The organism is Pseudomonas sp. H3_D04, from assembly GCF_054669175.1.
Window position 1 is genome coordinate 3044885 of the sequence record NZ_CP162801.1, and the last position, 25212, is coordinate 3070096.

General features: G+C 59.6%; 28 protein-coding genes. 19 read left to right on the top strand and 9 right to left on the bottom strand.

Annotated elements, in window-relative coordinates; genetic code table 11:
• The first annotated feature begins 754 nt into the window (after positions 1 to 754).
• Positions 755 to 2377, top strand: coding sequence for an MFS transporter (locus tag AB4N91_RS14040; RefSeq protein WP_077750152.1), 1623 nt, complete (start codon positions 755 to 757; stop codon positions 2375 to 2377).
• A gap of 198 nt (positions 2378 to 2575) precedes the next feature.
• Entirely contained in the window at positions 2576 to 3718 is a 1143-nt protein-coding gene (gene lldD, locus AB4N91_RS14045; protein ID WP_077750151.1) for an FMN-dependent L-lactate dehydrogenase LldD, read from the top strand.
• A 238-nt stretch (positions 3719 to 3956) separates the two neighbouring features.
• Here the strand turns inward: lldD and AB4N91_RS14050 are convergent, their stop codons facing one another.
• Positions 3957 to 4325: a DUF427 domain-containing protein gene (locus AB4N91_RS14050; RefSeq protein WP_077750150.1), complete on the bottom strand. Its 369-nt coding sequence runs from the start codon at positions 4323 to 4325 to the stop codon at positions 3957 to 3959.
• A gap of 282 nt (positions 4326 to 4607) precedes the next feature.
• Here AB4N91_RS14050 and AB4N91_RS14055 point away from each other — a divergent pair, with 282 nt between their 5' ends.
• From AB4N91_RS14055 to AB4N91_RS14075, 5 genes are all read left to right on the top strand, one after another.
• Positions 4608 to 6557: a DNA topoisomerase III gene (locus tag AB4N91_RS14055; protein ID WP_145310358.1), complete on the top strand. Its 1950-nt coding sequence runs from the start codon at positions 4608 to 4610 to the stop codon at positions 6555 to 6557.
• Between the two features lie 116 nt (positions 6558 to 6673).
• Entirely contained in the window at positions 6674 to 7303 is a 630-nt protein-coding gene (locus AB4N91_RS14060; RefSeq protein WP_010459566.1) for a glutathione S-transferase family protein, read from the top strand.
• 50 nt (positions 7304 to 7353) lie between these two features.
• Complete coding sequence (locus AB4N91_RS14065) at positions 7354 to 7857, top strand: GNAT family N-acetyltransferase (RefSeq protein ID WP_460112583.1); 504 nt, start codon at positions 7354 to 7356, stop codon at positions 7855 to 7857.
• 518 nt (positions 7858 to 8375) lie between these two features.
• The gene (locus AB4N91_RS14070) at positions 8376 to 8705 is read left to right on the top strand and encodes a hypothetical protein (protein WP_042932832.1); all 330 of its coding nucleotides are present in this window, start codon (positions 8376 to 8378) and stop codon (positions 8703 to 8705) included.
• Positions 8706 to 8838: 133 nt separating this feature from the next.
• Positions 8839 to 9141, top strand: a complete 303-nt coding sequence (locus AB4N91_RS14075; RefSeq protein ID WP_077750146.1) for a hypothetical protein — start codon at positions 8839 to 8841, stop codon at positions 9139 to 9141.
• On the opposite strand, the gene cynR is transcribed toward AB4N91_RS14075, so the two are convergent.
• Positions 9127 to 10023, bottom strand: a complete 897-nt coding sequence (gene cynR, locus AB4N91_RS14080) for a transcriptional regulator CynR (RefSeq protein WP_460112584.1) — start codon at positions 10021 to 10023, stop codon at positions 9127 to 9129. The genes AB4N91_RS14075 and cynR overlap by 15 nt on opposite strands.
• Positions 10024 to 10145: 122 nt before the next feature.
• Between cynR and cynS the strand changes: the two genes are divergently transcribed.
• The 3 genes from cynS to AB4N91_RS14095 all read left to right on the top strand — a co-directional run bounded on the left by cynS (position 10146) and on the right by AB4N91_RS14095 (position 11629).
• Positions 10146 to 10613: a cyanase gene (gene cynS, locus AB4N91_RS14085; RefSeq protein WP_077750145.1), complete on the top strand. Its 468-nt coding sequence runs from the start codon at positions 10146 to 10148 to the stop codon at positions 10611 to 10613.
• Between the two features lie 85 nt (positions 10614 to 10698).
• Positions 10699 to 10935: a DUF2790 domain-containing protein gene (locus AB4N91_RS14090; RefSeq protein WP_077750144.1), complete on the top strand. Its 237-nt coding sequence runs from the start codon at positions 10699 to 10701 to the stop codon at positions 10933 to 10935.
• A 34-nt stretch (positions 10936 to 10969) separates the two neighbouring features.
• The gene (locus AB4N91_RS14095) at positions 10970 to 11629 is read left to right on the top strand and encodes a carbonic anhydrase (protein WP_460112585.1); all 660 of its coding nucleotides are present in this window, start codon (positions 10970 to 10972) and stop codon (positions 11627 to 11629) included.
• Between the two features lie 96 nt (positions 11630 to 11725).
• On the opposite strand, the gene AB4N91_RS14100 is transcribed toward AB4N91_RS14095, so the two are convergent.
• From AB4N91_RS14100 to glsB, 4 genes are all read right to left on the bottom strand, one after another.
• Positions 11726 to 12349, bottom strand: coding sequence for a DJ-1/PfpI family protein (locus tag AB4N91_RS14100; RefSeq protein WP_010459555.1), 624 nt, complete (start codon positions 12347 to 12349; stop codon positions 11726 to 11728).
• 152 nt (positions 12350 to 12501) lie between these two features.
• Positions 12502 to 12849 (bottom strand): BON domain-containing protein, encoded by a 348-nt coding sequence (locus AB4N91_RS14105; RefSeq protein WP_077750141.1) that lies wholly within the window; start codon positions 12847 to 12849, stop codon positions 12502 to 12504.
• 74 nt (positions 12850 to 12923) lie between these two features.
• Positions 12924 to 14426, bottom strand: a complete 1503-nt coding sequence (locus tag AB4N91_RS14110) for an aldehyde dehydrogenase family protein (RefSeq protein ID WP_077750140.1) — start codon at positions 14424 to 14426, stop codon at positions 12924 to 12926.
• A gap of 84 nt (positions 14427 to 14510) precedes the next feature.
• The gene (gene glsB / locus AB4N91_RS14115; protein ID WP_010459549.1) at positions 14511 to 15419 is read right to left on the bottom strand and encodes a glutaminase B; all 909 of its coding nucleotides are present in this window, start codon (positions 15417 to 15419) and stop codon (positions 14511 to 14513) included.
• A gap of 399 nt (positions 15420 to 15818) precedes the next feature.
• Here glsB and AB4N91_RS14120 point away from each other — a divergent pair, with 399 nt between their 5' ends.
• The 6 genes from AB4N91_RS14120 to AB4N91_RS14145 all read left to right on the top strand — a co-directional run bounded on the left by AB4N91_RS14120 (position 15819) and on the right by AB4N91_RS14145 (position 19746).
• Positions 15819 to 16766, top strand: coding sequence for an IS110 family RNA-guided transposase (locus AB4N91_RS14120; RefSeq protein ID WP_042932411.1), 948 nt, complete (start codon positions 15819 to 15821; stop codon positions 16764 to 16766).
• A gap of 220 nt (positions 16767 to 16986) precedes the next feature.
• Positions 16987 to 17190, top strand: a complete 204-nt coding sequence (locus AB4N91_RS14125) for an HvfA family oxazolone/thioamide-modified RiPP metallophore (RefSeq protein WP_077750139.1) — start codon at positions 16987 to 16989, stop codon at positions 17188 to 17190.
• A gap of 57 nt (positions 17191 to 17247) precedes the next feature.
• A complete protein-coding gene (locus tag AB4N91_RS14130; protein WP_102595340.1) occupies positions 17248 to 17763 on the top strand; it encodes an HvfX family Cu-binding RiPP maturation protein in 516 nt (171 codons plus the stop codon).
• Between the two features lie 53 nt (positions 17764 to 17816).
• A complete protein-coding gene (locus AB4N91_RS14135) occupies positions 17817 to 18440 on the top strand; it encodes a glutathione S-transferase family protein (protein ID WP_010459543.1) in 624 nt (207 codons plus the stop codon).
• A gap of 37 nt (positions 18441 to 18477) precedes the next feature.
• The gene (locus AB4N91_RS14140) at positions 18478 to 19176 is read left to right on the top strand and encodes a dienelactone hydrolase family protein (protein WP_010459541.1); all 699 of its coding nucleotides are present in this window, start codon (positions 18478 to 18480) and stop codon (positions 19174 to 19176) included.
• A 201-nt stretch (positions 19177 to 19377) separates the two neighbouring features.
• A complete protein-coding gene (locus AB4N91_RS14145; protein WP_145309330.1) occupies positions 19378 to 19746 on the top strand; it encodes a hypothetical protein in 369 nt (122 codons plus the stop codon).
• A gap of 51 nt (positions 19747 to 19797) precedes the next feature.
• Here AB4N91_RS14145 and AB4N91_RS14150 read toward each other — a convergent pair whose 3' ends face one another.
• The gene (locus AB4N91_RS14150; RefSeq protein WP_145309332.1) at positions 19798 to 20418 is read right to left on the bottom strand and encodes a cell wall hydrolase; all 621 of its coding nucleotides are present in this window, start codon (positions 20416 to 20418) and stop codon (positions 19798 to 19800) included.
• Positions 20419 to 20584: 166 nt separating this feature from the next.
• Here AB4N91_RS14150 and AB4N91_RS14155 point away from each other — a divergent pair, with 166 nt between their 5' ends.
• Positions 20585 to 21436 carry a CAP domain-containing protein gene (locus tag AB4N91_RS14155; protein ID WP_010459535.1) on the top strand — a complete coding sequence of 284 codons (852 nt, stop codon included), beginning with the start codon at positions 20585 to 20587 and terminating at the stop codon, positions 21434 to 21436.
• 31 nt (positions 21437 to 21467) lie between these two features.
• Here the strand turns inward: AB4N91_RS14155 and AB4N91_RS14160 are convergent, their stop codons facing one another.
• Positions 21468 to 21704 carry a hypothetical protein gene (locus tag AB4N91_RS14160; RefSeq protein WP_077750135.1) on the bottom strand — a complete coding sequence of 79 codons (237 nt, stop codon included), beginning with the start codon at positions 21702 to 21704 and terminating at the stop codon, positions 21468 to 21470.
• Between the two features lie 243 nt (positions 21705 to 21947).
• Between AB4N91_RS14160 and AB4N91_RS14165 the strand changes: the two genes are divergently transcribed.
• Entirely contained in the window at positions 21948 to 23711 is a 1764-nt protein-coding gene (locus AB4N91_RS14165; protein WP_010459532.1) for an L-lactate permease, read from the top strand.
• 59 nt (positions 23712 to 23770) lie between these two features.
• On the opposite strand, the gene AB4N91_RS14170 is transcribed toward AB4N91_RS14165, so the two are convergent.
• Positions 23771 to 24649: a LysR substrate-binding domain-containing protein gene (locus AB4N91_RS14170; RefSeq protein WP_010459531.1), complete on the bottom strand. Its 879-nt coding sequence runs from the start codon at positions 24647 to 24649 to the stop codon at positions 23771 to 23773.
• Between the two features lie 101 nt (positions 24650 to 24750).
• Between AB4N91_RS14170 and AB4N91_RS14175 the strand changes: the two genes are divergently transcribed.
• Positions 24751 to 25164 (top strand): ester cyclase, encoded by a 414-nt coding sequence (locus AB4N91_RS14175; protein ID WP_460112587.1) that lies wholly within the window; start codon positions 24751 to 24753, stop codon positions 25162 to 25164.
• Positions 25165 to 25212: the final 48 nt, after the last annotated feature.

Sequence of the window (25212 nt, forward strand, 5' to 3'; positions counted from 1 at the left end):
AGAACGATGACGCGGTGTGTCAGGTTTGACGCCTTCGCGAGCAAGCTTCGCTCCTACAAAGATCGACGTACACCCGGCTTTATGGAGCAACCCACTGTAGGAGCGAGGCTTGCCCGCGAAGAACGATGGCGCGGTGTGTCAGGTCTGACGCCATCGCGAGCAAGCTTCGCTCCTACAAAGATCGACGTACACCCGGCTTTATGGAGCAACCCACTGTAGGAGCGAGGCTTGCCCGCGAAGAACGATGGCGCGGTGTGTCAGGTCTGACGCCTTCGCGAGCAAGCTTCGCTCCTACGAAGATCGACGTACACCCGGCTTTATGGAGCAACCCACTGTAGGAGCGAGGCTTGCCCGCGAAGAACGATGACGTGGTGTGTCAGGCCTGACGCCTTCGCGAGCAAGCTTCGCTCCTACGAAGATCGACGTACACCCGGCTTTATGAGCAACCCACTGTAGGAGCGAGGCTTGCCCGCGAAGAACGATGGCGCGGTGTGTCAGGTCTGACGCCATCGCGAGCAAGCTTCGCTCCTACAAAGATCGACGTACACCCGGCTTTATGGAGCAACCCACTGTAGGAGCGAGGCTTGCCCGCGAAGAACGATGACGCGGTGTGTCAGGTTTGACGCCTTCGCGAGCAAGCTTCGCTCCTACGAAGATCGACGTACACCCGGCTTTATGGATAAACGCGGCGCCCGCCCACAAGGCTGGCGCCGACAGTGGAACAACAAAAAAAATCACTGTGAGGGATACCGATATGTCAGAACATGTTCAGCCCCTGGATGCCACGCTCAGCGTCGACACCAGCCCCGACACCCGCAAAGTCATCTTCGCGTCGTCACTCGGGACGGTGTTCGAGTGGTACGACTTTTTCCTCTACGGCGCCCTCGCGGCGGTGATCAGCAAGCAGTTTTTCGCCGGGGTCAACGACACCACGGCGTTTATCTTTGCGCTGATGGCCTTCGCCGCCGGTTTCATCGTGCGGCCCTTCGGCGCGTTGGTGTTCGGACGGCTGGGGGACATGATCGGGCGTAAATACACGTTCCTCGCGACCATCGTCCTCATGGGCCTGGCGACCTTCTGTGTCGGGCTGTTGCCGACTTATGCGAGCATCGGCATCGCCGCGCCAATCATCCTCGTGGTGTTGCGCATGCTTCAGGGCCTGGCCCTGGGCGGTGAGTACGGCGGCGCTGCCACTTACGTCGCCGAACACGCGCCGATGGGCAAGCGCGGTTTCCACACCAGCTGGATTCAGTCCACCGCCACCCTCGGCTTGTTGCTGTCGCTGCTGGTGGTGCTTGGCTGCCGTTATTTCACCGGCGACCAGTTTGAAGTCTGGGGCTGGCGCATTCCGTTTCTGTTTTCCATCGTGCTGTTGGGCATCTCGACCTGGATTCGCTTGAGCCTGCACGAGTCGCCGGCCTTCGTGAAAATGAAAGAGGAAGGCAAACTCTGCAAGTCGCCGCTGCGCGATTCCTTCGGTAAATGGGAAAACCTCAAAGTCGTATTGATCGCCCTGTTCAGCATCAACGCCGGGCAAGCGGTGACCTTCTACGCCGCACAGTTCTATGTGCTGTTTTTCCTCACGCAGTTCCTGAAGATGGACCCGGCGTTGGCCAACAGTCTGCTGATTGTCAGCGTGATTATCGGCGCGCCGTTCTTCATCTTTTTTGGCTGGCTGTCGGACAAGGTCGGGCGCAAACCGGTGCTGATGATCGGCCTTTTACTGGCGACTGCGTTGTACTTCCCGATCTTCAAGTCCATCGCCCACTACGCCAACCCGGCCATCGACCAGGCCAGCCGTCAGGCACCGATTACCGTACTGGCCGACCCGGCCACCTGCACCTTCCAGTTCGACCCGGTGGGCAAGGCGAAATTTGACAGCCCGTGCGACAAGGTCAAAACCTTCCTGGTGAAGCAGGGCCTGCCCTACACGAGCGAAGCCGCACCGGCCGGCAGCGACGTGCAGGTCAGCGTCGGTGACGTGAAACTGGATGGCTTCGACGAAGCGGCCCTGCGCGGTGCGGTGACCTTGGCGGGGTATCCGTCACAAGCCGATACGCAACAGGTCAACAAGCCCATGATCGTGGGACTGATGGTGGTGCTGATCATCATTTCCGCCATGTGTTACGGCCCGTTGGCAGCGCTGATGGTCGAACTGTTCCCGACCCGTATCCGCTACACCTCGATGTCCCTGCCGTACCACATTGGTAATGGCTGGTTTGGCGGTTTCCTGCCGACCGTGTCGTTTGCCTTGGTGGTGTATACCGGGGACATCTTCTACGGGCTGTGGTACCCGGTGGTGATTACCGCGGTGAGCCTGGTGGTGGGGATGATCTGTCTGCGTGAGACCAAAAACGTGGATCTGGATACCAACTGAGTCCACCACAATCCCCTGTGGCGAGGGAGCTTGCTCCCGCTGGCCTGCGTAGCAGGCCCAAACCAGCCGCCTCGGTGTGTCAGAACAATCGAGTCGGCTGGATTGGGGTGGCTTCGCCACCCAGCGGGAGCAAGCTCCCTCGCCACAGGTTAAGCTCAACGATCTCTACAGCCCCGACACTCACCAGACCGAGGCCCCATGATCATTTCATCCGCATCCGACTACCGCGAGGCAGCACGTCGCAAACTCCCGCGTTTTCTGTTCGATTACATCGATGGCGGGGCGTATGCCGAGCATACGCTACGGGCCAACAGCGCCGACCTGGCGGGCATCAGCCTGCGTCAGCGGATTCTGAAAAACGTCGAAACCCTGAGCCTGGAAACCACCCTCTTCGATCAGCCCCTATCAATGCCCGTCATATTGGCGCCGGTCGGCCTGACGGGCATGTTCGCCCGCCGGGGTGAGGTGCAGGCGGTCAGAGCGGCGGAGAAAAAAGGTATCCCGCTGTGCCTTTCAACCGTATCGGTGTGTTCGATCGAGGAAGTCGTGGCGCAGAGCCAGCAAGCCATCTGGTTTCAGCTGTACGTGCTCAAAGACCGGGGCTTCATGAAAAACGCCCTGGAGCGAGCGAAGGCCGCCGGGGTGAAAAACCTGGTGTTTACTGTCGACATGCCGACCCCGGGCGCCCGCTACCGGGATGCGCATTCGGGCATGTCCGGGCCTTTTGCGTCATCGCGACGCATGCTTCAGGCCATGACACGCCCCGACTGGGCGTTCAACGTTGGGGTCATGGGCCGCCCGCACGACCTGGGCAACATCTCGAAGTACCTGGGCAAAGCCGTCACGCTTGAAGACTACATGGGCTGGCTGGCCAATAACTTCGACCCGTCGATCAGCTGGAGTGATCTGGAGTGGATTCGTGATTTCTGGAAAGGCCCGATGATCATCAAAGGCATCCTCGACCCGCAGGACGCCAGGGACGCGGTGAGCTTTGGCGCGGATGGCATCGTGGTGTCGAACCATGGGGGACGGCAGCTCGACGGCGTCCTTTCTACCGCCCAGGCATTGCCGCCGATCATGCAAGCGGTGGGCAATGACCTGACGGTGCTGGTCGACTCGGGTATTCGCTCGGGGCTGGATGTGGTGCGGATGCTGGCCATGGGCGCCAAAGGTGTATTGCTGGGGCGATCCATGGCTTATGCGCTGGCGGCCGATGGTCAACGCGGGGTGGAGAACATGCTGGATATTTTCGCCAAGGAAATGCGCGTGGCCATGACCCTGACCGGGGTCACTTCGATTGGGCAGATTGATGAATCGACGTTGGTGGGGGCTGTTCGCTGAAATGAACACGCCCCATCAGTGTGGGCATTTGCTCACCTGATCACCTCTTCAGCCAATTAAAAACCTGTGGCGAGGGAGCTTGCTCCCGCTTGAGTGCGCAGCACTCACAAAAATCGGTAGCGTTGCCCTGTTTTTGGGGCCGCTACGCAGCCCAGCGGGAGCAAGCTCCCTAGCCACTAAAGCAGGTAGGCCTGAAAAATCGCGCGTGAGTGAGCAGCATTGCCGTCAATGCCGAACCTCACTCAACGTCTTTGAGCACCTCAAACGTAACCTGATCGGGATAGAACGCCACATACCCGCGAATCTGATCGACCGACACTTTGGGGTCTTCATAGCGCCACACCGCGTTGGCGCCCTCATGCCCCGGGATTTGCAGGCTGTAATACGTGGCGTCGCCCTTGTACGGGCAATAGGTCGTGTGGTCGGTGCGGGCGAAATACTGTTCGTCGATGTCCTCCCAGGGCACGTAGTACACCGGAGGATAATTGGCCTCCAGCAGCACCCGTGCGCGCGAGGAAGCGGCCACTTGAATACCGTGAAATTTCACCAACAGACAGCCCGGCTGCATGGCGATGGTGATGACAGGACTGGGACCGGTGCTTTTCATGGAATACGTGCCTCATGAAGGTGATGGACCTGTGGGAGCGTGCGGTACGGTGATCCGGCTTGCCCGCGATGGGTCGCGCAGCGGCCCCGAAACCTGAGACTGCGAATGTCAGGTATAACCCAAATTTCGTCAGCACGACGGCCCCGCAGCCGAACGGGCCGTTTTGACTGGCGCAAACAAACGCAACAGCTTTGCTGTACATCCATACAGATAATGATTGATCCCTTGCTCATCACCCGCCATTCTGTGCGCCTCTTGCACACTTGATGAACGATGGTGGTTATGCAGCTGTACCTCTGTGAAAAACCTTCCCAGGCCAAAGACATCGCGGCAGTGCTCGGCGCCAAGCGTCGGGGCGACGGTTGCTGGCTGGGAACGGACGTCACGGTGACCTGGTGCATCGGCCATCTGCTGGAAACCGCGCCGCCGGACGCCTACGACGCGCGCTACAAGCGTTGGGTGCTGGCGGATCTGCCGATCATTCCGGAAAAATGGAAGATGACGGTCAAACCACGCACGGCCAGCCAGTACAAGGCCGTCAAACGCTTGCTGGGCGAGGCGGATGAACTGGTGATTGCCACTGACGCCGACCGTGAGGGCGAGATGATTGCCCGGGAACTGGTCGAGCATTGCCGCTATCGCGGGCCGATCCGGCGCCTGTGGCTGTCGGCACTGGACGATGCGTCGATACGCAAGGCGCTGGCGGCGCTCAAACCGGGAGCCGAAACTTTCAGCCTTTATCATTCGGCGCTGGGACGTTCCCGGGCCGACTGGTTGATCGGGATGAACATGAGCCGCTTGTTCACGTTGCTGGGCCGTCAGTCCGGTTATCAGGGCGTGTTGCCGGTGGGCCGGGTGCAGACACCGACCTTGCGGCTGGTGGTGGATCGTGACCGCAGCATTGCCGATTTCGTACCGGTGGCCTATTGGGCCATCGACGTGCAGCTGTTGCATGACGGCACGGCGTTCACCGCCCAGTGGCGCGCGGCATCCGACGTCTGTGACGATCAGGATCGTTGCCTGAATCAGGCGCTGGCCCAGCAAGCGGCTGCGGCCATCAGCAGCGCGGCGAGTGCCCGGGTGATCAAGTTGCGCACCGAGCGAATGCGTGAAGTCGCGCCGTTGCCGTTCGACCTGGGCACGTTGCAGGAAGTCTGTTCGAAGAAGCTCGGGCTCGGCGCCCAGGAAACCCTCGACATCGCCCAGGCGCTCTACGAAACCCACAAAGTCATCACCTACCCGCGCAGCGATTGCGGTTTCCTGCCGCTGAGCCAGCACAGTGAAGCCCCGGGCATTCTCGCCGCGCTCCGGCAGGCCGATCCGTCCCTGAACGCCTTGAACGATCACCTGGAGCCACAGCGCCGTTCACGGGCCTGGAACGACGCCAAGGTCACGGCTCACCACGGCATCATCCCGACGGCGGCGGCCAAGCATCTCGATCGACTGGTGGGCAAGCAACGGGCGGTCTACACCCTGATCCGCGCGCGCTATCTGGCGCAGTTCCTGCCCAACCATGAATACGACCGCACCCAGGCCGACTTCGACTGCGCCGGTGAGGCCTTGCGCGCCGTCGGCAAGCAGATCGTCGAGCCCGGCTGGAAACGCGCCCTGCCCGAGGCGCTCGCCCCGGCCAAGGGTCGCGAGGCACCTGCACCGCAAACACTCCCGGCATTGGCCGAAGGGCGTGACTGCGCGGTGGCCGACGTGAAGCTCAAGGATCTCTGGACGCAACCGCCCAAGCCATTCACCGAAGGCGACCTGATCAAAGCGATGAAGAACGTCGCCAAACTGGTGGAAGACCCGCTGCTCAAACAGAAGCTCAAGGACACCACCGGCATTGGCACCGAGGCGACACGCGCCTCGATCATCCAGGGCCTGCTCGACCGCGGTTACCTGATCAAGAACGGCAAGGCCCTGGCCGCGACCCCGGCGGCCTTCAGCCTGATCGATGCGGTGCCGCGCGCCATCGCCGACCCCGGCACCACGGCCATCTGGGAACAGGCGCTGGACATGGTGCAAAGCGGCGAGATGAGCCTGGAAGAATTCGTCACCAAACAGGCCGCGTGGATGAGCAAACAGGTCGCCCGTTGCGCCGGCCTGAGCCTGACCATCAGCGGGCCGGCGAGCCCGGCCGGTCGTGGCGCCACTCCGTGGAAAAACAAACGAAAGCCCGCCAAGCGCAAGCCGTCGACAGGCGCCAAACGCGCGGCGAAACCGGCCAGTAAAGCTTGAGGGCACTTCGAACGGACCGTAATGGTCTAGTGTTCTTCAAGCCCGGCGATGGCCCCATTTTCTGAAACGGCATCGCAGCCTCGTTTCAATCGACAGCTGCTACAGGAATCTTGTTTATGATTATCGTGCACCACCTCAACAACTCCCGCTCCCAGCGGATTCTCTGGTTGCTGGAAGAACTGGCCATTCCTTATGAGCTGAAACGCTATCAGCGCGACCCGAAAACCAATCTGGCACCGCCGGAATTGAAAGCGATCAACGCCCTGGGCAAATCGCCGGTCATCGAAGATGGCGCGCAGAAATTGATCGAGTCCTCTGCGATCATCGATTACCTGATCCGTCGTCATGGCCAGGGGCGCCTGCAACCCGATCCGTCTACCCCCGCCTATGACGAATACGTCCAGTGGCTGCACTTCGCCGAAGGCTCGGCCATGCTGCCGCTGATGTTGAACCTGTACGTCGGGCGCCTGGGTGAAGCCGGTGCGCCACTGCATCCGCGCATCAACTCCGAAGTGGCCAACTACCTTGGCTACCTCGACACGGCCTTGAGCCAGTCCGATTATTTGCTGGGTGACGAATTCAGCGCCGCCGATATCCAGATGAGCTTTATCGGCGAGATTGCCCGCGCCCAAGGCAAGCTGGGCAACTACCCTCATGTAGCGGCCTGGGTTGATCGCTTCCAGGCACGTCCTGCTTACGCCGCGGCGTTGAAGACGGGTGGGACATACGACTTCGCTCCGCACTGAGTGATCCCGAAAGAGCCACGGACGGCCCTTCGATCTGGAGAAAACCCAGCATGCCCTCGATAGAACTGCATGCCGCACACCGCGACGAACTGGAAACGATTGAAAACCTGATGCAGTTCTACATGCATGACTTCAGCGAGTTTCTACCGCTGAAACTCGGCGAGCACGGTTTCTTCGACATCCGATCCAACCAAGATTACTGGCGCAAGCCTGGGACCCAGCCATTTCTGATCAAGGTGGACGGTGAACTCGCCGGTTTCGTGACCGTGGACGACGACACGCATATCGACGGCGCCGAGCACAACATCGGCTACTTGTTCATCAGCCGACGCTTTCGTGGCCAAGGTGTCGCGAAGTTTGTCGTGTCCACCCTCTTGAGCCGGATCCCCGGTCAATGGCAGATTTTCCACATCGACGCGAACGTGCCTGCACGGCACTTCTGGGCCAAGGTGATGCCCGAGTTCGCAGGCGATGAATTCACCCTGCATCAACGGTCGGTAGACGGTTATCCCTGCACCTTCTATCGCTTCCAACATCTGCTGCCATCGTCCTGACCCGGGCGTTGCGTCGCTGCTTTTTAATTCCAAAGCGCTTTGTCCGACAATATGTAGTGACTAAAAATAATCACTACATAACGGTTGACGCCTCCGATTTGCCCTTGCATGATGCAGACATCTCCCCGATCGGGAGTACAGCAACATGTTTGAGCAAGCTCGTCTGACCGCCGAGCTGTTTTTCCCGGATACACGCTGCCCACAAGGCAGATTGAAGAAGCTGACCTGGCCCGAACGTCCAGTACAAGGACGAGAAGCGCTGGCGATCAATCCTCATGAAGCTTGTGGCCGACCCTAAAAAGTCGGCGGTGGCCTCCAGGTTTTCGCTGCTTCTCTTCGTTGTGACGCTATTGCGTAGCAGTTATTCAACACGACTACATGCAACAGACGCGAGACCCCGTCGAATTGACGGCTGACCGCTGACGTCCTGGTTTCGGTGCCAGGGATCAACTAACCGATGGGCTACCTGTATTAGCGAATCAACTTTGAAAGATCACCAAATGGTCAAGGGGCATATTATGAATCTGAACAATCAACCTACTATCGATGAACTGGCTCGTATCTTCGCTGCGCAAAAAGACAGCCACGACAGCCACATTCTGTGGATCAGCAAATCGGGCCAGGTTCATATCGATTGCCTGTCGCCACACGCCCATGAAGCGGAGTTCGACCAGAACAACCAGAACCTGCTGGCCCGACTGAAGATGTACCGTCGCGGCCAAGGCTATGTCGGCAAGAAAGCCGCGGCCGACAAGGACTTCATCGGTAATGTTCTGCAAACGCTGAAACAGGCGTGGGCCTCGATGCAGAACCAGAACGAAGTTCGGGTGATTGACCGGTTCTACTGATATCCCCCCCGCTGCTCCTCAATAAATAAGGCCCCGCTCGTATGATCGAGCGGGGCCTTTTTTTGTTTGTCTCGTGCGCAGTAAATACAGCTATCGTTAAGCGTATTCGCTGCTGTGCCCATGGAGACTTGCGATGAAAAATGCCCTGACAACCCTGCTGTTACTGACAATGGCAAATGTTGCCCACGCAGACAGCATCCCCAACCTTCCTTCATTTGATGTGATTTGCCCCGGCAATATTGCCGTCCATGCAGATCAGGAGGGTCCGGTAACAATCAATGACAAAGATGCCGTTACCAAAGCCATCAACGAGCGCAGTTTTGAAGCCAAGGGTTCGGGCGTCACGATCTTGATCATTCTCGCCGATGACGACTCGGTGACCGTGAGCTCCACGGGCAAAGCCCCCAATGGCATCTGCCAATCACTGGACGACTGACTCCGTCGCCACCGCGCCCGACACCAGATTCATGAACGCCACCGACGCCGCGCTGTGATAGTTGTTCTTGCGTCGAAGCAGCGCCGCCCCGCGTGTAGGCGCGTCCCCCAGCAACGGAATTTTGCGCAGTGCCCGGTCCTGGGTGGCAATCGGTTCGGGAAGAATGGTGGCGATAGCCGTGTGCCGAATCACCTCCAGCAAGGTGCTCACCGAATTCACCTCAATCACCACCTTCGGCGTGATCTGCTCCTGCGCAAAATAGTCATCGATGCGGGTGCGGGTGACGAAGTCCGGGGCCAGCAGCGCAAAATCCAACTGCGCCACCTCTTCAGCGGACAACGCGGCTCGCCGTTCATATAGCGGGTGATCCCGTCCCACCATCACCCCCAGGGTTTCGGTAAACGCCGGGATCGATTCGATGTCGGCGTTTCTCACCTGAGTAAACGCGATGGCGATGTCCAGCGAGTCATCCACCAGCCCCGCCTCGATGTCGTCCATCGACAACTCGAAAATCTGCAGATGGATGTTCGGATACCGCGCCACGTAATCGCGCACCAACGGCCCCACCAGATACGCCATGAACGTCGGCGTCATCGCCAGGCGCAAGGTGCCGCGCGATAAATCCTTCACGTCATGCAGCGCCCGTTTGCCGGCTTCCAGTTCCACTAATACCCGACGTGCACACTCGATGTAGGCCTGGCCCGCATCGGTCGGCTTGACCGTGCGCGACGTTCGGTCGAACAGGCTCACGCCCAGGGTTTCTTCAAGCTGGCGGATTTGCTGGGACAGGGTCGGTTGTGAAACGTGCAGCGCCTCGGCGGCGCGGGTGAAGCCGCCGTGGTCGGCAACCGCCAGCAGGTAACGCAGATGTCGCAGCAGCATGGGGCTCACCATCTATAGGCAGTACTTATGCAACGCATTGTATATCGGTCTTGGACGCTATGGATCAATCGGCAGAAGATTGCTTCACACCCAAGCAACACAACCCCGATAGGAGAAACACCATGCAACAGTCCCACGCTTACAACGACACCAGTCTCGAGCTGACCGCCAAAATCCTCGACGCCAAAGCGCGCAAAAACCTGTCCTTCGCAGACATGGCCGAGGGCACCGGCCTGAGCCTGGCCTACGTCACCGCCGCCCTGCTCGGCCAACACCCGCTGCCAGAAAAAGCCGCCAAAGTGGTTGGCGAAAAACTGAACCTGGACGCCGACGCCGTGGCCCGCCTGCAAATCATCCCGCTGCGCGGCAGCCTCTCAGGCGTTCCAACCGACCCGACCATCTACCGTTTCCACGAGATGATCCAGATCTACGGCACCACGTTGAAAGCCCTGGTTCACGAACAATTCGGCGACGGCATCATCAGCGCGATCAACTTCAAGCTGGACATGAAGAAAGTCGAAGACCCGGAAGGCGGCCACCGCGCAGTCATCACCCTCGACGGCAAGTTCCTGCCCCTGCGTCCTTTCTAAGTTGACCGGCCCGCACTCCGGTGCGGGCCAGACCCAACCCCCCCAAACACTTTGTCAGCCACCACACTCGTCTGGAGGATGCCCCATGAAAAAAATGTTGCTGGCTTTTTCGTTGATCGCGGGCGTATCGGCCCAGGTTCAAGCCCAGGACGCAGTCGTTGCCTATCAATACGGCATGAGCCTGGACATCGCCCACGTCGTGGCAATCACCCCGACCGCCGATGTCTGCGGCGTGGTCCCGGTAGAAATGACGTACCAGGATTCCAAAGGCACCACTCACATTCTGCAATTCAGCGAATTCGGAACCGGTTGCTCGAGCTGAGTAGCCCCTGTTCATCACTTATGAGGACGTCACCATGAAAGCGCTCATCGAAGGTTTTTTGAAGTTCCAGAACGAAGCGTTCCCGCAACGCACCGACCTGTTCAAACACCTGGCCACCACCCAGCATCCCGGCACGTTATTCATCACCTGTTCCGACAGCCGCGTGGTCCCCGAACTGCTGACCCAGCAAGAACCCGGGGAACTGTTTGTGATCCGCAACGCCGGCAATATCGTGCCCTCCTACAGCCCGCACCCGGGTGGTGTCTCGGCCACGGTCGAATATGCAGTCGCAGTGCTCGGCGTGACCGATATTGTCATCTGCGGCCACTCGGATTGCGGCGCCATGACCGCCATCGCCAAGTGCACATGCATGGATCACCTGCCCGCCGTCAGTGGCTGGTTGCAACACGCTGAATCCGCCAAGGTCATCAACGAATCCCGCCCTCACGCCGATGACGCGGCGAAGGTGAGTTCGATGGTCCGGGAGAACGTCATCGCGCAACTGGCCAACATCCAGACGCATCCGAGCGTGCGCCTGGCCCAGGAAAAAGGTCAGTTGAACCTGCATGGCTGGGTCTACGACATCGAGACCGGTTCGATCGATGCCCTGGAGGCCGGCAGTCGCCGCTTTGTGTCACTGGCCGAACACCCGACCACGTGTGCCGTGCATGGCAAAGCCGTCGAAGCTGCTTGATGGGATGGGTGGCAGGACCTGGAAGGTCGAGCGCGGCGAATGCGCTCGACTGAAGCGGCTCCCTGGATGTACGAGGCAAATGAAGGGCGTGCCGGATCAAGGCACTTGCGGCGTTTCATACCACTGGCGAGACGGTGTTGGAAAACGCATTTTCTGCCGGATATCCGCCGCATTTGCAGCGCTGGTCAGTTGTTCCAGCAGCACGAAGGCGACTTCCGTTGCCGTGCCGGGGCCGCTTGACGTGATGATGCGGCCATCCACCACCACAGGCCAGTCGACGAAACGGGCGCCGGTTTCAACCAGCTGGTTTTTGCGCTTGCCACCGACCTGGTGATAGGTCGTGGCATCTTTGTCTTTCAGCACCCCGGCAACGCCCAGGCACACCGACGACACGCAGACACTGGCGACGGTTTTACCGGCCGCGACAAAGTGCCGGATGACCGCCAGAAACGGCTCACTCAAGGCCTCTTCGTAGAAGCCCGAGGGTTCGAAACCACCGGGCAATGCCAACGCGTCGAAGCTGTCGAGATCAACCTCGCTCAATAAATGAGCCGGATTGAACGATAACCCGAAGGTCGTCACGATATTCCGTCGGAGGCCGGCGTTGATCAATTCCACGGGTTGGTCGCCAAGCAGATTGGCCCAACCGAGCACATCGGTGAACGCCGCCATTTCCAGTGGCTCGACACCGTTGGCCAACAACATGAGGACACGTTTCATCGGGTACACCTCTCTGGGGAACGGCCAATCATCCGCCTTTGCTTCCCGCGAGAGAACACCCAAAAAACGCAATCCATTGTTGTTTGAGCTGAAATGCCCACACCAAGGCGCTCCCGGTTCACGGGAGCGCTGCACTCACAAAGTCGCCCTGATCAGTGATCGTCTTTTGCTGACGATGATGGCCGACGCTCGGCGGTTTCTTCGGCGTTGGGGGGAACTGGATTACTGCCTGGCGTGAACACGTGGGTCCGCAAATCCCTGGCATCGATTTCGACGACGCCCGGCACCGAACGGGCCAGAGCAACAGCCTGCTCACACTGTTTATGGGTGTTGACCCGACCGCTCAACGCCACCGTACCCGCAAGGGTTTTGACATGGATCTGCAGGCCGAGGCTGGGTTCGGCCAAAGCCAAGGCGGACTTCACCCGGCCGGTGATCCATGTGTCGTGCACGACCGTTTCCAGATCGTGGGAGTAATGCCGAAAAGAATGAAGTTTCATGACGCAGCCCTCACTCAAGACACAGACGCAAACACACCTTAATTATAGTGCGATCGTTGCCTGTGCCAGGAATGTCAGCGTTTGACCGACAGATCGGTCTGGGTCATGCGACTGCGAATGGTGAACACCCCGTCTCCCGAAAGAATCGCACTGCGGGCAAACAGCCGACCGCTCTCCCAGTTCGAAAGCCCCAGTTCCGGCTTGTTCAGCGCATATTGGCCGTCGACCCAACGGGTAATTCCGTTGCCCACAAACGGCGCGTTGACCGCGTTGTAGAAACGCTCATGCGCGGCCCCGTCTTCGCTGATCAGCGACACGGTGAACTGCGGGCTGTAGCGATTGAACAAGGCGATGGCGCTGTCCAGGTCATCGACGATCTTCAGGCTGACTTCAGGCGTCTCTTCCCATTCCCACTCGCGGCCCAACTGCTCCTCGGGCAACGGTTCGGCCAGTGCCTCGGTCTGGTAGCCTTCGGCGCGATACACCTCAACGCTGCCGGTTTGCCATTCAGTCGGCAACCACGACTCGCTGCCTTCAACGATGTGCAGCTTGCAACCCTGGCCCCGGGCGGTGCCCGCCTGCTGGAGGGCGTCGAGAAACAACGGCACCAGCTCAGCGGCGCGGTCGCGCTGGATCAGGCAGACGTTCAAGGTGTTGCAGACTTTGCGGTCCAGAGAATTGCGTACCACGGCGGCAAAGCGCTGGGCATCGGCGTCTTTGTCAGCGATCAGCCAGGCGCCACCAGTGCCGTGCAGACTGACAGCGGTGCCGGCCTGTTGGGCGATGCTGCCCAGTTGGCTGACCGCCCGCCCCGAACCCCGGGCCACGGCCAGCGACAAACGACGGTCGGCGAACATCGCCCAACCGGCGGCGTGATTGACGCTTTCCACCAACGACACCGCGCCGTTCGGCAAACCGGCGTCGCTGAGTGCCGGGTTCAATGCGTGAGTGACGATGGCCTGAGCGGTGCCCAACGCATCGCTGCCAATGCGCAGCACGGCGGTGTTGCCGGTGCGCAACACACCGGCGGCGTCGGCGAACACATTCGGCCGGCCTTCGAACACAAACGCGACGATGCCCAGCGGCGACACCACTTGCTCGACCTTCCAGCCGTCGTGCTCGACGCAACTGATGACCTTGCCGCGAGTCGCCGACGCATCGCGCCAGGCCCGCAGGCCGGCGATCATGTCGCGGCGCATGCGTTCATCGGCGAGCAGTCGCGTGGTGGAACGCCCGCGGGCCTTGGCGCGTTCGATGTCGGCCAGGTTGGCGGCCTCGATCAAGGCCCAGCACTCGGGGGTTTCCAGGCGTTGGGCAAACAGATCGAAGAACGCACTGATCGCCTGATCCGGGACGCTGGACAGCGCACCGAACGCCGCTTCGGCGCGCTCGATGGCGACGGCGGCCGCTTGCTGGTCAACCACCGGGATCAGCAACAATTCGCCGCTGACCTGCTCGACCAGCAAATGGTCCCCGGGCTGAAAGCGCGCGGCCAGTTCGGGGCTGACGACAGTGACACGATTACCGGCAAAAGGGATCGGCGTGCCAGCGACTAGACGTTCGAGCGCAAGAGACATGAAGCGGTTTCACCATGCAGTGGGCGGCTGGAAAATGTATAGGAAAATCCAGGGAGCGTCATTAACCGCTCAGGCCCGAATGCCTCAGAACACCGACCAGCCAATCCGCTGGCTCAACAATTCCAGCGCCGCCATGCCGGCCAGCGAGTTGCCGGCGGCATTCAGTTCAGGTGACCAGACGCACACCGTGAACTGCCCCGGAACCACCGCGACGATTCCCCCGCCCACACCGCTTTTGCCCGGCAAGCCGACGCGGTAGGCGAAGTTGCCGGCTTCGTCGTACAGCCCGCTGGTGGCCATGATCGAGTTGACCTGCTGGGTCTGGCGCGCTGTCAGGATCTGTTCGCCGCTGTGTTTGCAGAACCCGTCGTTGGCCAGGAAGCAGAACGCCCGGGCCAGGTCCACGCAATTCATGCGCACCGCGCAATGGCTGAAATAGCTACGCAATACGGCCTCGACGTCGTTGTGAAAATTGCCGAACGACTGCATCAGGTAGGCCATGGCCGCGTTGCGCGCGCGGTGCTGGTATTCGGATTCGGCGACCTTGCCGTCCACCATCACCTGCGGATTGCCGGACAAGCGACGGACGAAGTCGCGCATCGACAACGCTGGCGCGGCAAAGCGTGACTGGTTGATGTCGCAGATCACCAGTGCACCGGCATTGATAAAGGGATTGCGCGGGCGGCCGCGCTCGAATTCCAGCTGCACCAGCGAGTTGAACGGCTGCCCGGAAGGCTCGTGACCGAGGCGTTCCCAGATCGCCTCGCCGGAGTGATCGATGGCCTGCACCAGGCTGAACACCTTGGAAATACTCTGCACCGAAAACGGTGTATCGGCATCGCCCGCGCAATACAGCTCGCCATCGTTGCCATACACGGCAATGCCCAACTGATTGGCCGGCACCGTGCCGAGGGCGGGAATGTAGTCAGCCACCTTGCCCTGACCGATCAGCGGCCGGACGGCGTCAAGGATCTCGTTCAACAGCGCTTGCATGCCGGGTTCCGAAGTCTCGCCCCGTGGGATTGCGGGGACACGAAGGCTAGACGCTGTTGGTGAGCGCCGGATCACAGATGACCCGACCACAATCTCAACTTCACCCGTCCTCCTGTAGGAGCAAGCCTGCTCGCGATAGCTGCCTGTCAGTCGACATTGATGGTGTCTGACACACCGCTATCGCGAGCAGGCTCGCTTGTATGGTAGGACTTGAAGGGAGGAGGAGGGACAAGGCTCGATTCTGACTGTTGACGCAGTACAGACTGTGGGAGATTTCGCCCCTCCTCCTTTCACCCAAGCGCCGATAAAGAATGCATCTGGCTAGACCGACGATAGGAACAAGCCTGCGCCTCTGGGTGAGCCCTTCAAGTGCTCAAACCTTATCTCGGAGGAAATCCTATGGCAATGCCGGTCTCTCTATCAAAACCGATCGTGGGCGTGGATGTCGCCAAGAATGAACTGGTGATTTATCAGGCTGATAACGATTTGCTTAAAGAGATTCCCAACACTAAAACATCCATCAAGCAGTGGCTGAATACGTTGCCGGGGACGGTGGCTATTGCCATTGAGGCGACCAACATCTATCACCTGGACTTTGCTGATCTGGCCTATGAGGCCGGATGTGCGATTTACATGGTGGGAGGCTATGAACTCAAACATTATCGCGAAGGCGTGAAAATCCGCGCCAAAACCGACGCGCTGGACGCCAAGTTGCTGGCCCGTTACCTGAAGAACGAAGCCGAGGAGTTGCGCCCTTGGACCCCTCCATCACCGCTGTACCGCCAGCTCCTGAGCCTCTTCCGCCGCCGGGCTGCCTTGGTCCAGGCTAGGGTTGGCCTGGTGCAGAGTTGGTCGAATGAGCCGCTGCTGAAAGCGGCTTTTGCAGAACAAGTGAAGTCCATGCAGCAGCTTGAAACGCTGATCGAAAAGACGATCAACGATCAGCTCAAAGAAGCCGGTTTACTCGGTCAACTGAAACGTTGCCTGAAAGTTGAAGGCATTGGATTTTTGACTGGGGCTCGCTTGATAACTGCATTTCAGCGCGGGGATTTTAGAAACGCGGATGCGTTTATCGCCTTCCTGGGCATGGATTTACGGGTGTCTAAATCAGGACAGAAGGACGGTCGCCGCAGTTTGACCAAGCGCGGTGACCCCGAGGCCCGCCGGCTTCTGCACAATGCAGCGATGTCGGCTAGCCGTACGAAAGCCTGGAAAGGGTTTTACGAAGCCCAAAGAGCCCGGGGCTTCAGCACCACTGAGGCGCTGGTGATGCTGGCTCGCAAGCTTGCGCGGGTGGCATTCGCCTTGCTGAAAGGGCAAAGCGAATATCAGTCAAAGGTCAGTTGAGGGTTTCCCCTCAACCATAGAATCTCCCACAGGGGGTTTGCACAGGCTCAAGGTGTCGGGGCCGTGTATCGGAGTGTGTACAGACGCCCTTGCGACACACCCCATCCATAAAACCCCGCACCAAAGACACATCGCAGATACACCCGCTTGATGAACTGTGCGTGTCGATTGGCCAAGCCGATCAAAGCGCTCAACTCACTCAACGCTACGGAGTATCACCATGTTCAAGCTCTCGACTTCTTCCCTGACCCTCGGCCTGATCATCGCCGGTGGCCTGGCCCTGTCCAACGCGGCTTCGGCCTCCGAATCCGAAGCGTTCAGCATGAAACAACTGGCCCACGGCTACAGCCAAGCCCAGGCCGATACCGCGGAAAAACCGGCTGAAGGCAAATGTGGCGAAGGCAAGTGCGGCGCTGGCGAATAACCCTGTTTCGCGGGGCAACCGCTGCCCCGCCTTCCTGACTGAACGGAGATCACGCTCATGACCACCTCACTTTCATCGGCCGTGAAAGGCCTGCACCTAAACCTTGATCGTGCCGGCAGCTGGCTCGCGCCTTTGACGCTGCGGCTGTTCATTGCCTGGGAATTCTTCGAGTCGGGCCTGGAAAAATGGAACGGCGAGAACTGGTTCGCCGACATCCAGGACGCCTTCCCGTTTCCGTTCAACCACGTGCCGGCCACGCTGAACTGGGAACTGTCGATGTGGGCGGAGCTGATTTGCGCCCTGGCCATCCTGGTCGGCTTCGGGACGCGGGTGTCGGCCATCATTCTGATCGTTGTCACGATTGTCGCGACCGCTGCCGTTCACTGGCCGGCCGATTGGTCTACATTGAGTGAGCTTGCCCAGGGTTACGCCATCAGCAACAAGGGTCACGGCAACTTCAAGCTGCCGCTGATCTACCTCGCCGCCATGATGCCGTTGTTGCTCTCGGGTGCCGGCAAGCTCAGCCTGGATGCACTGTTGGCTCGATTCTTCTGGCGTCGCCATAACCGTTGACCGACCAGAGTCTCGGGCGCGTCCTCCACTCCCTTGAAAACGGAGCAATCGCCATGAGCCTCACTCTCTACGGTTTTGACGGCAGTACCTATGTGCGCACAGTGAAAATGCTGCTTGCGGAAAAAGACGCGGACTTCGACCAGGTGCAGGTCAATGTGATCAAAGGCGAGCCGCATCTGCCGGAACATTTGGTGCGGCACCCTTTCGGCAAAGTGCCCGTCATCGACCATGACGGCTTCCGGGTCATCGAAACCGGCGCGATCATCGCCTACCTGGACGAAGTCCTGCCCGGGCCGTCCATCACACCGGATAACGCCCACGACCGCGCTCGCACTCACATGGCCCAGGGCATCTACGATGCCTATGGCTATGGCAACCTGGTGCAAGTGTTCGGCTACCATCTTTTTCCTGACTTCATTGGCGGTCAGAATGAAGAGGCGCGCCGCAAAGGGATCGAACATTCGAAACGGGTGTTGCGCGAGCTGATGAAAATAAAAGGCACCGATCCGTATATCGCCGGTCTTGAACCCAGTATCGGTGACTTTTACCTGGCACCGGGCTGCGCCTACATCGCGATGACGCCGGATGCGCCACAGGTGTTTTCGGTGGACGGTTTCGACGGATGGTGGAAACGTATGCAGTCTCTGCCAAGCTACAAGGCCACGCAGCCGAAATAAGCCTCAACCTCACTCACTTGCGTAGACAGGAGCCACCATGAGCGTAACCACCCAATGGATCGAGATCGACAGCGACGAAGGCACCTTCGGCGCTTACCTGGCGATTCCGCATACTCGCAAAGGTCCGGGGATCGTGCTGATCCAGGAGATCTTCGGCGTGAATGAACACATCCGCTCGGTCGCGGAGCAATACGCCGCCGATGGTTACCTGGTGATTGCGCCGGACCTGTTCTGGCGCAACGGCCACCGTATCGAACTGGGTTACGACGAAGCGGGCTGGAAACGCGCCGTCGAGCTGATGAACGCCACCGACATCGATAAGGCGCAGGACGACATCAAACTGGCCATCGAAGCGCTCGATGCGCAACCAGGCCTGGACGGCGGCATCGCTTCCATCGGTTATTGCTTCGGCGGCTTGCTGTCCTACCTCACCGCCACTAACGGCCTGGTGGATGTGGCCATCGCCTACTACGGTGGCGGCATCCAGAACCACCTGGACCGCGCCGATGAAATCGAGGTGCCGTTGCTGATGCACTTCGGTGAACAGGACAGCCACATTCCCCTGGAAGCGGTGGAGAAAATCGCCGAGCGTTTCGACAACAACGACAATGTGGAAATCGTCGTGTACCCGGAGGCCGAGCATGGCTTCAACTGCTCGCATCGCGACAGTTACAACCAGCGTGCAGCGGCTGAGGCCCATGGCAATACGTTGATCTTTCTGGGGCAGGAGTTGTAAAAACCGACGCCTATGCAAAAGGCACCTTCATCAAGCGATGAAGGTGCCTTTTTTCTGTGCCCATGATCGCCCCATCGGGCAAGTCGGGTCGCCACATCTTTCAGGTCTGGCAAACACCGTATGACCGGCATTGGCGGTTCGGCCCTTATCGATGCGTTGAATTACGCGAAGTTCTAGCCAGAAGTCATGGAGCAAAATCCAATGATAAAACTTCAAGCCGTTGTTAAGAGGGGCAATGCGATTGGAACCGTTTTACGGCCACACAGGCATGAGGATGGACATTACGTGGTCAGCATGACTCGATTCGAGAAGGACTATATCCGTGTCGCAAACCCGGATGAACTGCCTCTCTGGGTCGACAAAGGCTACAGCCTGCGAATGAGCAATCCTCATGTTTCCAATCACCGGTCACCCAGCCTTATTAGCCCTGCCTCAATCGAGATGCTCAGTGAAGGCACTTCGGGGGCTGATGGGGGTGCGCAACCGGTGTCCGGCACGTCATCATTAAAAATACTCGTTATGGGGTTAGGGGTCGTTGTGGTCATTGCAACCCTTCTCTACCTCTTCTGAGAAAGCTGCGTCACTCCTTCGCAAGGCGATATTCGACGTGGTTAGTGCCCCCTACTTCGCCGAACCATTATGCGGTTTATAAAACCGGAACATCCCGATTTCAGCGGTTTTGATGTACTCCTTGGCCCAGTCCGGTTTCACCGTGCGGTCATGAAAATACATCGCGCCACCGGTGCGATCCGGGAGCTGCTTGTTCAGCGCCTTGCGCGCGATTTCCTTGGCCAGGGCATATTGCGTCTCTTCCTGGACGGTGTCCGGGCGCCCGTCACACCACCACGAAAACTGGCAGCTCTTGGTCTCTGAACCTTGCTTGACCACCGCGCACACGGTGTCGGGGAAACCAGCGTGGCCGAGGCGGTTCATGACCACGTTGGCGACGGCGGCCATGTCGTCGGTGTCCTTGCCTTTGGCCTCCCAGTAGATGGAGCGGGCCATGCAGGTTATTGCATCGTCCAGCGGAGACTTGCCGGCGGGATCGACGGCCTGGACTTCGGATTGGGTGATCGCCTCGGATTTAGGCACCGGTACATCGGCGCTCTTGTCCGCGGCTTTTTGCTCAAGCACCTGAGCCTTGTCTTCAGCCACTTCTTTTTTTTGCTGCTGGTCGTCGGCAATAACCTGGCCTGCGACAAGGGTAACCACGAGAAACGCAACGGACCATTTGAAGGACATGATGGAGACACTCTGTTTGGCGTCGAGGGAAGCGCCCGTTTGGCGACTTGGCTTCAGTGTAGTAGCCAAATCATGTCAACCGCCGGACAACAAAGCGCAAAAAGGCATTGCGCGGCATGGGGTGGAATCGCGCATCATGGGCGCAGTCAATTCAAGGGAGATTTCCATGCGCGTCCTGTCATCCGCTCTGCGTTTTGCCGTGTTGCCACTGGGGTTGGTGTTCGCCGCCACTGCTGTGGCCAGCGAAGAAACGCAATTGGTCGAGTCGATCAACGTTTACCGCAGCCAGGTACAGCGTTGCGCCGGTCAGGCGTCATCGGTGTTGCCGCCGCTGACGAGCGATTCGCGCCTGAACCTGTCGCCCAGCGGAGCTGTCGACTTGCAGCAGGCCATGGCTCAAGCGTCGTACCCGATGACCAACGTGCAAGCGATTATGTTGTCCGGACCGCGTGATGCACAGTCCGCCATGACGGCGATCAAGGAGAGCTTCTGCCAGGTCGTGCTGAACCCGCAATTCATTGACGTCGGTGTCAGCCACCAGGGTCGCGACTGGCGCATTGTGCTCGCGCGACCGCAATTGACCGCGCGCATGGGTGACGCCGCGGCTGAGGGCCAGAAGTTGCTGGGCTTGCTCAATACCGCCCGCGCCCAGCCGCGCCAGTGCGGCGGCCAACCGTTTGCCGCGACCACGCCGCTGGCCTGGAATGCGACGTTGGCGGCCGCGGCCGAAGCGCATACCCGGGCCATGGCGAATAACAATTTCTTCGACCACAAGGACCAGGACGGTCGCACACCGGGGGATCGCGCTGAACTGGCGGGATACACCTATCAGGAAATCGGCGAGAACATCGCTGCCGGGCAAGACACCCCGCGCAAGGTCGTCGATGGCTGGCTGGCCAGCCCCGGGCATTGCGCCAACCTGATGAACCCACAGTTCCGCGAACTGGGCGCGGCCTATGCGGTTGATCCAAAGAGTGACGCCGGGATTTACTGGACAGCCATGTTTGGTACGCAATAAAGGCGATGGTCAGAGCGGTGGTTCACCGCTCTTACAACGTGTGCTGGCGGTTACCGATGTCTTTGGCTTTTTCAACTGCCCAGGCCAAAGCGTCCTCCATGTCCAACAGATGCGGACGCGGGTCATTGTCCTCTTCTATGACCGAGCCATCCGGCCGGTAAACACCGATGAACATCTTCAGGGAGCCGTCCCTCAATATCTCGGCTTTCACGTCGATCCTGCATCCGTTGGATAGCGTTTCCTTGTGTTCCTCATGGCGTTCAGTCATCGCTGTCTCCCTCTCGTGGTGAATGGATCGGGCCAGAGCATTGGACGCGCAAGCCCTGGATCGGGGCTCGCGCCGTCATTCTTTCTGAGCGTAGTAGAAGATCGGCCGGGTCAGGACTGGCCACTGATACAAGGTATTAACGCCGACAAGCCCCACAGGACAGCGGCGTAATGCCACCTATACTCCATGCCACCAACCCCGTCCGGGGCCTGCACTACCAACAATAAAAAGCAGAGGTGGAACATGGTCTGGCAGCAAATCTACGATCCCTTTGGTAACCCGGTGCTTTCAACCATCATGGCGGCAGTGCCGGTGGTGGTGATGCTGGCATCCCTGGCGTTTTTCCATATCAAGGCGCATCTGGCAGCCTTGCTGGCCCTTGGCTCGGCGCTGTTGATTGCCATTTTTGCCTTCGGCATGCCCGCGGACATGGCCGGCTCGGCGGCACTCTACGGCGCCGCCAACGGCCTGCTGCCGATTGGCTGGATTGTCCTCAACATCATCTTCCTGCACCGGCTGACCACCGAAAACGGCTCGTTCAAAGTGCTGCAGGATTCCCTTGCGCGCATCACCGACGATCGACGCCTGCAACTGCTGCTGATCGCCTTCTGCTTCGGCGCCTTCTTTGAAGGGGCTGCCGGGTTCGGCACGCCGGTGGCGGTGACCGGGGCGATTCTGATCGGCTTGGGCTTCTCGCCGCTGGCCGCCTCAGGCCTGGCGCTGATCGCCAACACCGCGCCCGTGGCGTTTGGTGCACTGGGCACGCCCATCATCACCTTGGCCAAGGTCACCGGCCTGGATGAAATGGAGCTGTCGATGATGGTCGGCCGGCAGTTGCCGTTCTTCTCGGTGCTCGTGCCGTTCTGGTTGATCTGGGCCTTTGCCGGCTGGCGCAAAATGCTGGAAATCTGGCCGGCCATTCTGGTAGCCGGGGTCAGTTTCGCCGTGCCGCAGTTTCTGGTGTCCAACTACCACGGGCCGATGCTGGTGGACGTGATCGCCGCGCTGATCTCCATGGCCTGCCTGACCGGTTTCCTCAAGGTCTGGAAACCGGCCACGATCCACACCTCGGCAGCCCTGACAGGGCATGTCGACAACTCGAAGATCGACGAGGAGCATCAGCAAAAACCCGAGGCCAGCGGGACCTTCGCCAGCGATGCCAAACCGGCGGTGATGCGCGCCTGGATGCCGTGGATCATCCTCACCGTGTTTGTGTTCGCCTGGGGCACCCAGGGCTTCAAGAACATGTTCGACACCCGTCCGGCAATCGATCCGGCCACCAATTCGGCCAAGCTCGACCCTCAGGGCAAACCGGTGCGCGAAGCCAACCCGATCTTCGCCCCGATCGTGACCTTCACCACCATTCATCAGCAAATCGAAAAGGTGCCGCCCGTGGTGCCCGCGGCAAAAACCGAGGAAGCGGTCTACAAATTCACCTGGTTCACCAGCACCGGCAGCGGCATCCTCCTGGCGGCCATCGTCGGCGGCCTGCTGATGGGCTATTCCATCCCGCAACTGGCCCGCCAATACCTGCGAACGCTGTGGGTGGTGCGTTACTCACTCATCACCATCGTGGCCATGCTTGCGCTCGGTTTCCTCACGCGCTACTCGGGCCTCGACGCCACCATGGGCCTGGCCTTCGCCGCGACCGGCATCTTCTACCCCATGTTCGGCACCCTCCTGGGCTGGCTCGGCGTGGCGTTGACCGGCTCCGACACCGCCTCCAACGTGCTGTTCGGCGGCTTGCAACGAGTGACCGCCGAGCAACTGGGCATCAGCCCGGTGCTGATGGCCGCAGCCAACAGTTCCGGTGGGGTCATGGGCAAAATGGTCGACGCCCAGTCGATCGTGGTCGCGTCCACGGCGACTCGCTGGTACGGGCATGAAGGGGAGATTCTGCGATATGTGTTCTTCCACTCGATTGTGCTGGCGATCTTGGTCGGTGGGTTGGTGACGTTGCAGGCTTATGTGGCGCCGTTCAGCAGTATGGTGGTGGGCGGACACTAGACGTCAAAAGGTCCCAGACCCGGGCGAGTCGCCCGGGTCAGGGCTTGAAAACGCGCGGATCAAGTCAGACGGCCGCCCGACATCAACCCCTCGGTCAGCAACGACACCAACGGCTGCACCAGATGCTGAGTCCGAACATCATCACCAATCACCGCCACCTCGGTGCTGGGTAAAGTCGGCAACTTCTGCGACGGTTCCAGTATGCGCATCCCTTCCTGCAAAAATGACGTTCCCAACGCCGTAATCCCCAACCCCCCCGCAACCGCCGCCTGCACCCCCATCAAATTGCTGGCCAGGCACGCGGATGCCCATTCCCGCCCGACCGTGGCCAGGGCTTCGATCATAATGGCGCGGTACGCACAGGGCGGTCGCATCATCACCAACCGCACCGGTTTCGACGATTCGATTTGGTAATCTTTCGCGGCAATCCAGACCAGCGGCTCACGCCAGATGACTCGGCCTCGCGTGGTTCCGGAGCTGAATTTTCGCTTGGAAATAACCACGTCCAGTAGCCCGGCTTCGTAGTCGGTGAGCAGGTCGTCGCTCAAGCCTGTGGTGAGTTCGAGTTGAATGTCTGGATACAACTGGGTGAAGCGCGACAGCAGCTTGGGCAGCTGGGTCGGCACGAGGTTTTCCGAGATCCCCAAGCGCAGCAGGGTGACGGTCGCCGGCGCCTTGATGTCCCGCATGAAGGTGTCGAAATGCACCATCATTCGGCGTGCGCCTGCCAGCAGTCGCTCGCCGTCCGGGGTCAGGGTCAGGGCGCGGCTGGTGCGTTCGAAGACACGAAAACCAAGCACCTCCTCCAGCCGGATGATCTTCTGGCTCACTGCCGATTGCGACCGCGCGATCACCTCGGCAGCAGCAGTGAAACTGCCGGTCTCCGCCACGGCGATAAACGCCCGAAGCAGGTCGATCTCAAGGTCGCTGGCTTGCATGATGGATTCGCCTTTCTACTGGATGCCATTAAATTTATGCGTTTGTGTTCTAGATAGCAATTGCCGAACATCGTACTCAAACCAATACGAGGCGTTCGAAAATGGCAGTCAATAAAGCAGTAGATATTGTTGAAAGTTTCTGGCGCGAAGTCTGGCAAGCCAAGGACCCGCAAGCCGCAGCGCGCTTTGTAGCCGAAGACTTTGTGATCACGTCTGGCGGTATGGATATCGTCGGCCGCGAAGCCTTTATTCAATGGATCGGTGTCTTTCTGTCGAAGATCGAAGACTTCGAATTCAGCAGTATCGAGACGTTTCAGAACGCCGAAGGCACTCGCGTTGCTTCCCGCTGGAAACTGGCCGGAAAGAACCAGGGCTTTATTGGTGGCCGCACGTGTAACAGCCCCTTTGAAATGCTCGGCACTGCGGTCTGGGAAGTTCGACCGGACGGCCTGCTGGCGCACAACTGGGTCGAGCGTAATGCGCTGGAAGTTCATCGCGATTTGATCGGGCTCTGAGTAGCCAAGTTGAAGTGAAACATGAAACCCGCAACTTTTTTCATATTG

What these genes read in the sequence shown, in the direction of transcription:
- AB4N91_RS14040 (WP_077750152.1), top strand. Translation starts at nt 755, where the DNA reads ATGTCAGAACATGTTCAGCCCCTGGATGCCACGCTCAGCGTCGACACC.
- lldD (WP_077750151.1), top strand. Translation starts at nt 2,576, where the DNA reads ATGATCATTTCATCCGCATCCGACTACCGCGAGGCAGCACGTCGCAAA.
- AB4N91_RS14050 (WP_077750150.1), bottom strand. Translation starts at nt 4,325, where the DNA reads ATGAAAAGCACCGGTCCCAGTCCTGTCATCACCATCGCCATGCAGCCG.
- AB4N91_RS14055 (WP_145310358.1), top strand. Translation starts at nt 4,608, where the DNA reads ATGCAGCTGTACCTCTGTGAAAAACCTTCCCAGGCCAAAGACATCGCG.
- AB4N91_RS14060 (WP_010459566.1), top strand. Translation starts at nt 6,674, where the DNA reads ATGATTATCGTGCACCACCTCAACAACTCCCGCTCCCAGCGGATTCTC.
- AB4N91_RS14065 (WP_460112583.1), top strand. Translation starts at nt 7,354, where the DNA reads ATGCCCTCGATAGAACTGCATGCCGCACACCGCGACGAACTGGAAACG.
- AB4N91_RS14070 (WP_042932832.1), top strand. Translation starts at nt 8,376, where the DNA reads ATGAATCTGAACAATCAACCTACTATCGATGAACTGGCTCGTATCTTC.
- AB4N91_RS14075 (WP_077750146.1), top strand. Translation starts at nt 8,839, where the DNA reads ATGAAAAATGCCCTGACAACCCTGCTGTTACTGACAATGGCAAATGTT.
- cynR (WP_460112584.1), bottom strand. Translation starts at nt 10,023, where the DNA reads ATGCTGCTGCGACATCTGCGTTACCTGCTGGCGGTTGCCGACCACGGC.
- cynS (WP_077750145.1), top strand. Translation starts at nt 10,146, where the DNA reads ATGCAACAGTCCCACGCTTACAACGACACCAGTCTCGAGCTGACCGCC.
- AB4N91_RS14090 (WP_077750144.1), top strand. Translation starts at nt 10,699, where the DNA reads ATGAAAAAAATGTTGCTGGCTTTTTCGTTGATCGCGGGCGTATCGGCC.
- AB4N91_RS14095 (WP_460112585.1), top strand. Translation starts at nt 10,970, where the DNA reads ATGAAAGCGCTCATCGAAGGTTTTTTGAAGTTCCAGAACGAAGCGTTC.
- AB4N91_RS14100 (WP_010459555.1), bottom strand. Translation starts at nt 12,349, where the DNA reads ATGAAACGTGTCCTCATGTTGTTGGCCAACGGTGTCGAGCCACTGGAA.
- AB4N91_RS14105 (WP_077750141.1), bottom strand. Translation starts at nt 12,849, where the DNA reads ATGAAACTTCATTCTTTTCGGCATTACTCCCACGATCTGGAAACGGTC.
- AB4N91_RS14110 (WP_077750140.1), bottom strand. Translation starts at nt 14,426, where the DNA reads ATGTCTCTTGCGCTCGAACGTCTAGTCGCTGGCACGCCGATCCCTTTT.
- glsB (WP_010459549.1), bottom strand. Translation starts at nt 15,419, where the DNA reads ATGCAAGCGCTGTTGAACGAGATCCTTGACGCCGTCCGGCCGCTGATC.
- AB4N91_RS14120 (WP_042932411.1), top strand. Translation starts at nt 15,819, where the DNA reads ATGGCAATGCCGGTCTCTCTATCAAAACCGATCGTGGGCGTGGATGTC.
- AB4N91_RS14125 (WP_077750139.1), top strand. Translation starts at nt 16,987, where the DNA reads ATGTTCAAGCTCTCGACTTCTTCCCTGACCCTCGGCCTGATCATCGCC.
- AB4N91_RS14130 (WP_102595340.1), top strand. Translation starts at nt 17,248, where the DNA reads ATGACCACCTCACTTTCATCGGCCGTGAAAGGCCTGCACCTAAACCTT.
- AB4N91_RS14135 (WP_010459543.1), top strand. Translation starts at nt 17,817, where the DNA reads ATGAGCCTCACTCTCTACGGTTTTGACGGCAGTACCTATGTGCGCACA.
- AB4N91_RS14140 (WP_010459541.1), top strand. Translation starts at nt 18,478, where the DNA reads ATGAGCGTAACCACCCAATGGATCGAGATCGACAGCGACGAAGGCACC.
- AB4N91_RS14145 (WP_145309330.1), top strand. Translation starts at nt 19,378, where the DNA reads ATGATAAAACTTCAAGCCGTTGTTAAGAGGGGCAATGCGATTGGAACC.
- AB4N91_RS14150 (WP_145309332.1), bottom strand. Translation starts at nt 20,418, where the DNA reads ATGTCCTTCAAATGGTCCGTTGCGTTTCTCGTGGTTACCCTTGTCGCA.
- AB4N91_RS14155 (WP_010459535.1), top strand. Translation starts at nt 20,585, where the DNA reads ATGCGCGTCCTGTCATCCGCTCTGCGTTTTGCCGTGTTGCCACTGGGG.
- AB4N91_RS14160 (WP_077750135.1), bottom strand. Translation starts at nt 21,704, where the DNA reads ATGACTGAACGCCATGAGGAACACAAGGAAACGCTATCCAACGGATGC.
- AB4N91_RS14165 (WP_010459532.1), top strand. Translation starts at nt 21,948, where the DNA reads ATGGTCTGGCAGCAAATCTACGATCCCTTTGGTAACCCGGTGCTTTCA.
- AB4N91_RS14170 (WP_010459531.1), bottom strand. Translation starts at nt 24,649, where the DNA reads ATGCAAGCCAGCGACCTTGAGATCGACCTGCTTCGGGCGTTTATCGCC.
- AB4N91_RS14175 (WP_460112587.1), top strand. Translation starts at nt 24,751, where the DNA reads ATGGCAGTCAATAAAGCAGTAGATATTGTTGAAAGTTTCTGGCGCGAA.